Here is a 5,347-nt window from a genome sequence, read left to right as displayed (position 1 = left end):
CTGACCCCGCCGGCCGCCGTGCCGGGCGCGCCGGGCCCCGCGCCCACGCCGGCGCCGATGCCGGCCGCTGGCGGCGGCGGGCGCATCGGCGCGGGTTCGGTGAAGGTGGCCCTGGTGCTGCCGCTGACCGGCCAGGGTTCGACGGTGGGTGCCGCCATGCGCGACGCGGCGCAGCTCGCCTACGACGAGGCCCAGCAGCCCGACCTGACGCTCCTCGTCGAGGACGACCGGGGCAGTCCGGACGGCGCCCGGGAGGCGACCCAGGAAGCGCTGCGCCAGGGCGCCGAGATCGTCCTCGGCCCGCTCTTCGCCGGCAGCGTCCAGGCCGCCGCCGCCGTCGCCAGGACCGCCGGCAAGCCGGTGATCGGCTTCTCCACGGACGCGACCGTGGCGAACCCGGGCGTCTACCTGCTGAGCTTCCTGCCGCAGCCGGAGGTGGACCGCGTCATCGAGGACGCGGTCGCCGGCGGGAAGCGGTCCTTCGCGGCGCTGATCCCGGAGACGGCCTACGGCAACGCGGTCGAGGCGGAGTTCCGGGAGGTCGTCGCCCGGAAGGGCGCGCGGGTCGCCGCCGTGGAGCGCTACCCGGCGGGCGCGCCCGTCCCGGCGGTGGAGCGGCTCGCGCGGGTGATCGCCGGGCCCGGCGCCACCGCCGACGCGCTGTTCATCCCGGAGACCGCCGACGCGATGCCGACCGTGGCGGCCGCGCTGACGAAGGCGGGCTTCTCGCCGGCCCGGGTGCGCCCCCTCGGCACCGCCCTCTGGAACGAGCCGTCGCTCTTCGCGCTGCCCGCCCTGCAGGGCGGCCGCTTCGCCTCGCCGGACCGCGTCGGCTTCTCAAATTTCAGCGCGCGCTACCAGGCGCGGTTCGGCGCCGTCCCGCCCCGGGTGGCCTCCCTCGCCTACGACGCGGTGCTGCTCGCGGCGGCCCTGTCGCGGCGGTACGGCTCGCAGCGCTTCGCCGAGGCCACCCTGACCAACAGCCTGGGCTTCGCCGGCGTCGACGGGACGTTCCGGTTCCGGCCGGACGGTCAGAGCGACCGGTCCCTCGCGGTCTACGAGATCCGCAACAACGCCGCGATGCCCGTCAGCCCCGCGCCCCGGGTCCTCGCGAAGCCCGCGATCTGATCAGGCGGCGAGTTCGGCGACCAGCGCGTTCAGCACCGGCGCGCCCCGCGCCGTGGCGGCGATGCGGCCGCCGGGCAGCCGCTCCAGCAGGCCGTCCCCGATCAGCATGCCGATCCGGTTGCCGTTCAGCGGCCGTCCCTTGAGGGCCGCGTAGGTGTCGGGATCGATCCCCTCGCGCAGGCGCAGGCCCATCACCAGGAACTCGTCGGCCTGATCGGCTGCGGTGAGGATCTCGGTCTCGACGATCCCGTGGCCCTCGGCCTCGACCCGGGCGAGCCACGCCTCGGGCGATCGCTCCGTCACGGTTCCGAGCCGGCCCCCGGGCGTCACGAGCCGCCCGTGGGCGCCCGGACCGATGCCGGCGTACTCGCCGTAGCGCCAGTAGAGCAGGTTGTGCCGCGATTCGGCGCCGGGCCGCGCGTGGTTCGAGATCTCGTACGCCGGAAGGCCGGCCTTCGCGCAGAGATCCTGGGTGACGTCGTAGAGGGCGCGGCCGACCTCGTCGTCCGGCGTCACCAGCTTGCCGGCGGCGGCGAGCCCGTGGAACGGTGTCCCGGGCTCGATGGTGAGCTGGTAGAGCGAGAGGTGCTCCGCGGCCCGCGCGAGCGCCTCGGCGAGCTCCGCCCGCCACAGCGCCGGCGTCTGGCCGGGCCGCGCGTAGATCAGGTCGAAGGAGGTCCGCGCGAAGGCCGACTGCGCCAGGGCGATCGCGTCCAGGGCCTGTGCCGTGTCGTGCAGGCGCCCCAGGGTCCGCAGCGAGGCATCGTCGAGGGCCTGGATGCCGAGCGACACACGGTTGACCCCGGCCGCGCGGTAGCCGTGGAAGCGGCCGGCCTCGACACTCGACGGGTTGGCCTCGAGGGTCACTTCCGCGTCCGGCGCGACCGCCCAGTGGGCCGCGACCGCGTCGAGCAGGCCGGCCACGGTCGCGGGCTGCATCAGCGAGGGCGTGCCGCCGCCGAGGAAGATGCTGGTGACGGTGCGGCCCGGCGTGCGGGCGGCATTGTGGGCGATCTCGGCGCGGAAGGCGGCGAGGAAGCGGGGCTCGTCCACGCCCGCGCGGCGGACGTGACTGTTGAAGTCGCAGTACGGGCACTTCGCGGCGCAGAAGGGCCAGTGCAGGTAGATCCCGAAGCCCGCGTCGCGGGTCGGATGGTCCGGGCCGGTCGATGACATGATGGCGGGGATGTGAGCGCCCGCGCCCCGTTTGGCAAATCAGGCGCCGGGCGCGAGGCAGGCGCGGCTCAGCTCGACGAAGGCGCGGGCGCGGTGGGACAGGCCCCGCCCCTTCTGCCAGTCGACGCCGTGCTTCTCCTCAGCGGTCATCTCGCCGAAGGTGCGGTCGTGGCCGTCCGGCCGGAAGATCGGGTCGTAGCCGAAGCCCGCGGAGCCCTTCGCGGCGACGAGGTCGCCGAACACCCGTCCCTCGAACAGCTCGGTGTGTCCGTCCGGCCAGGCCAGCACCAGGGCGGACACGAAGTGCGCCCGGCGGTCGGCCGCGCCGCGCCGGTCGAGTTCGGCGAAGATCCGCGCCATCGCGCCGGCGAAGTCCTTGGTCGGGCCGGCCCAGCGGGCCGAGAAGATGCCCGGCGCCCCGTCGAGGGCGTCGACGCACAGGCCGGAATCGTCGGCGAAGGCCGGCAGTCCGGTGGCCTCGGCCGCAGCTTGCGCCTTGATGGCCGCGTTCTCGGCGAACAGGGTGCCGGTCTCGTCGGGCTCGGGCAGGCCGAGTTCGCCCGCCGACACCGCCTCGATCCCGAACGGCGCGAGCAGCTCGCGCATCTCGGTGAGTTTGCCGGCATTGTGCGTGGCGATCACCACCTTCCCGGTCAGACGGCGGCTCACGCGATGGCCTCCTTCTGCAGGGCGACCAGCCGCTCCGTGCCGGCGCGGGCGAGTCCGAGGAGTTCGAGGAGCTGTTCCTGCGTGAAGGGCTCCATCTCGGCGGTGCCCTGCACCTCGACGATGCCGCCCCGGCCCGTGAGCACGAAGTTGGCGTCGGTCTCGGCCGCCGAATCCTCGGCGTAGTCGAGGTCGAGAACCGGCGTGCCCTTGTACAGGCCGCACGAGACGGCGGCGACGTGGTCGCGCAGCGGATCGACGGAGATGATCGAGCGCGTCCGCATCCAGGCGAAGCAATCGTGCAGCGCCACCCAGGCGCCCGTGATCGCGGCCGTCCGTGTGCCGCCGTCGGCCTGGATCACGTCGCAGTCGATCGTGATCTGGCGCTCGCCCATGGCCGGCAGGTTGGTGACGGCGCGCAGCGACCGGCCGATCAGCCGCTGGATCTCCTGGGTCCGGCCCGACGGTTTCCCGGAACCGACCTCGCGGCGGGTGCGTTCGTGCGTCGCACGCGGGAGCATGGCGTACTCGGCCGTGACCCAGCCCTTGCCGGAACCGCGCAGCCACGGCGGCGCGCGCTCTTCCAGGGACGCGGTGCAGAGCACCCGGGTGTTGCCGAAACTTACGAGGCACGAGCCCTCGGCGTAGCGCGAGACCGCGCGCTCCAGGCTCACGGGCCGCAACTCGTCGGCGGCACGCTTGGAAGGCCGCATCGCGGGCCCCTTCTGTCGAGAGTGTCGAGGGCCGCGCTCTTAGGCCGCCGCGCAACCACGGGCAAGCATCGCCGTGCGGATTGATCCGCGCGGGACGGTTGGACATGATCGGACCACAGGATGACCTCGTGACACACCCCAGTCCCAACTTCCCGAACGGCCAGTCCATGCAGGCGCTCGCCGCCCTCAACGAGCGTGCCCGGGAGATCTTCCGGCAGATCGTCGAGAGCTATCTCACCACCGGCGAGCCGGTCGGGTCCCGGAACCTGGCGCGCATCCTCCCGATGGCGCTGTCGCCGGCCTCGATCCGCAACGTCATGGCGGATCTGGAGCATTCCGGCCTGATCTTCGCCCCGCACACGTCCGCCGGCCGCCTGCCCACGGAATTGGGCCTGCGCTTCTTCGTCGACGCGATGCTCGAGCTCGGCGACGTCAGCCAGGACGAGCAGGCGCGGATCGAGGCGCAGATGCGCGCCGCCGCCTCGGGCCACACGTTCGACTCGGCCCTGGCCGAGGCCTCGACCATGCTGTCCGGGGTCTCCCGGGGCGCCGGGGTCGTCCTGACCACGAAGGCGAACGTCAACCTGAAGCACATCGAGTTCGTGCGCCTCGATCCGGCCCGGGCCCTCGTCATCCTCGTCTCGGACGACGGCTCGGTGGAGAACCGCCTCGTGGACCTGCCGCCGGGCCTGCCGGCCGGCGCGCTCCAGGAGGCGACGAACTTCCTGAACGCGCGCCTGCAGGGCCGCACGCTCGGCACGCTCCGCGCCGAGATCGAGGCCGGTCGCAAGGCGATGAAGCGGGAGCTCGACGCGATCACCGAGCGCCTCGTCGATGCCGGGCTCGCCACGCCGGTCGGCCCGTCGGAGGCGCGCCAGCTGATCGTGCGCGGGCAGGCCAACCTGCTCGACGACCTGCGCGCGGTCGAGGACCTCGAGCGCATCCGCCTGCTGTTCAACGATCTGGAGACCCAGAAGGACGTGATCGATCTCCTGTCCCGCGCCGAGGGCGGCGAGGGCGTGCGGATCTTCATCGGCTCGGAGAACAAGCTGTTCTCGCTGTCGGGCTCCTCGCTGATCGCGGCGCCGTTCCGCGACGGTTCGCAGAAGATCGTCGGCGTCGTCGGCGTGATCGGTCCGACCCGGCTCAACTACGCGCGGATCGTGCCGATGGTCGACTACACGGCGCGCGTGGTGTCGAAGCTCCTGGACGGCGGGCGGTAGAGGGCACCGGGCAGAGGATCCGCCCGGCGCACCGATCTTCCTGTGACCGCCCGCTCAGGCCGGGATCACGTCCACGATCTCGTAGGTGTCGGGATCGATGATCACGATATCGTCCCGCACGAGGATGAAGTCGTAACCTTCGTATTCCGGCACCAGCTCGATGATCGCCGGCGGCAGCCGGTGGAGGGTGATCGAGCGCGGGATCGCCGTGCCCACCGCCAGACCGAAGGCCACGTCCCGGAGCGGCGAGACGCCCAGGCGCGTGATCGAGCTGCGGAACTCGGTCCGCTGACGGGTATCGAGGCGGCCGACAGCGCCGCGGACGGCGCCGCGGTCGCGGGCGCCGGCGCGGCCACCCCGTTCCGCGGCCGGACCGCGATCGCCGCGCGCGGGACCGGCCGCGTCGCGGTTGCCGCGCTCGGGACCGGCGCCAGGCTCGCG

Annotated in this window: 6 protein-coding genes; 2 read left to right on the top strand and 4 right to left on the bottom strand. The window is 73.3% G+C overall.

Going from position 1 to position 5,347, the window contains the following annotated elements; genetic code table 11:
- Nucleotides 1-1,128: penicillin-binding protein activator (locus ME121_RS32300; protein ID WP_059410295.1), on the top strand; the 1,128-nt coding region annotated here is incomplete at its 5' end.
- Here ME121_RS32300 and hemW read toward each other — a convergent pair.
- Genes hemW through rph form a run of 3 tightly spaced genes read right to left on the bottom strand, consistent with a single transcriptional unit; the run spans nucleotide 1,129 to nucleotide 3,683 of the window.
- A complete protein-coding gene (hemW, locus tag ME121_RS32295) occupies nucleotides 1,129-2,304 on the bottom strand; it encodes a radical SAM family heme chaperone HemW (RefSeq protein WP_058621180.1) in 1,176 nt (391 codons plus the stop codon). It lies immediately after the preceding gene.
- Between the two features lie 39 nt (nucleotides 2,305-2,343).
- A complete protein-coding gene (rdgB, locus tag ME121_RS32290) occupies nucleotides 2,344-2,973 on the bottom strand; it encodes an RdgB/HAM1 family non-canonical purine NTP pyrophosphatase (RefSeq protein ID WP_012319893.1) in 630 nt (209 codons plus the stop codon).
- The gene (rph, locus tag ME121_RS32285; protein WP_012319894.1) at nucleotides 2,970-3,683 is read right to left on the bottom strand and encodes a ribonuclease PH; all 714 of its coding nucleotides are present in this window, start codon (nucleotides 3,681-3,683) and stop codon (nucleotides 2,970-2,972) included. The genes rdgB and rph overlap by 4 nt, the downstream gene beginning before the upstream one ends.
- A 167-nt stretch (nucleotides 3,684-3,850) precedes the next feature.
- On the opposite strand from rph, the gene hrcA reads away from it, so the two are divergent.
- Nucleotides 3,851-4,906, top strand: a complete 1,056-nt coding sequence (hrcA, locus tag ME121_RS32280) for a heat-inducible transcriptional repressor HrcA (protein ID WP_085985315.1) — start codon at nucleotides 3,851-3,853, stop codon at nucleotides 4,904-4,906.
- Between the two features lie 54 nt (nucleotides 4,907-4,960).
- Here hrcA and ME121_RS32275 read toward each other — a convergent pair.
- Nucleotides 4,961-5,347: DUF1236 domain-containing protein (locus ME121_RS32275; protein WP_491892942.1), on the bottom strand; the 387-nt coding region annotated here is incomplete at its 5' end.

The organism is Methylobacterium sp. ME121 (assembly GCF_000974725.1).
GTDB classification, from domain to species: Bacteria; Pseudomonadota; Alphaproteobacteria; order Rhizobiales; family Beijerinckiaceae; genus Methylobacterium; species Methylobacterium radiotolerans.
The sequence above is the reverse complement of the archived record's forward strand: the minus strand, read 5'-3'. Positions and strand labels throughout refer to the sequence as shown.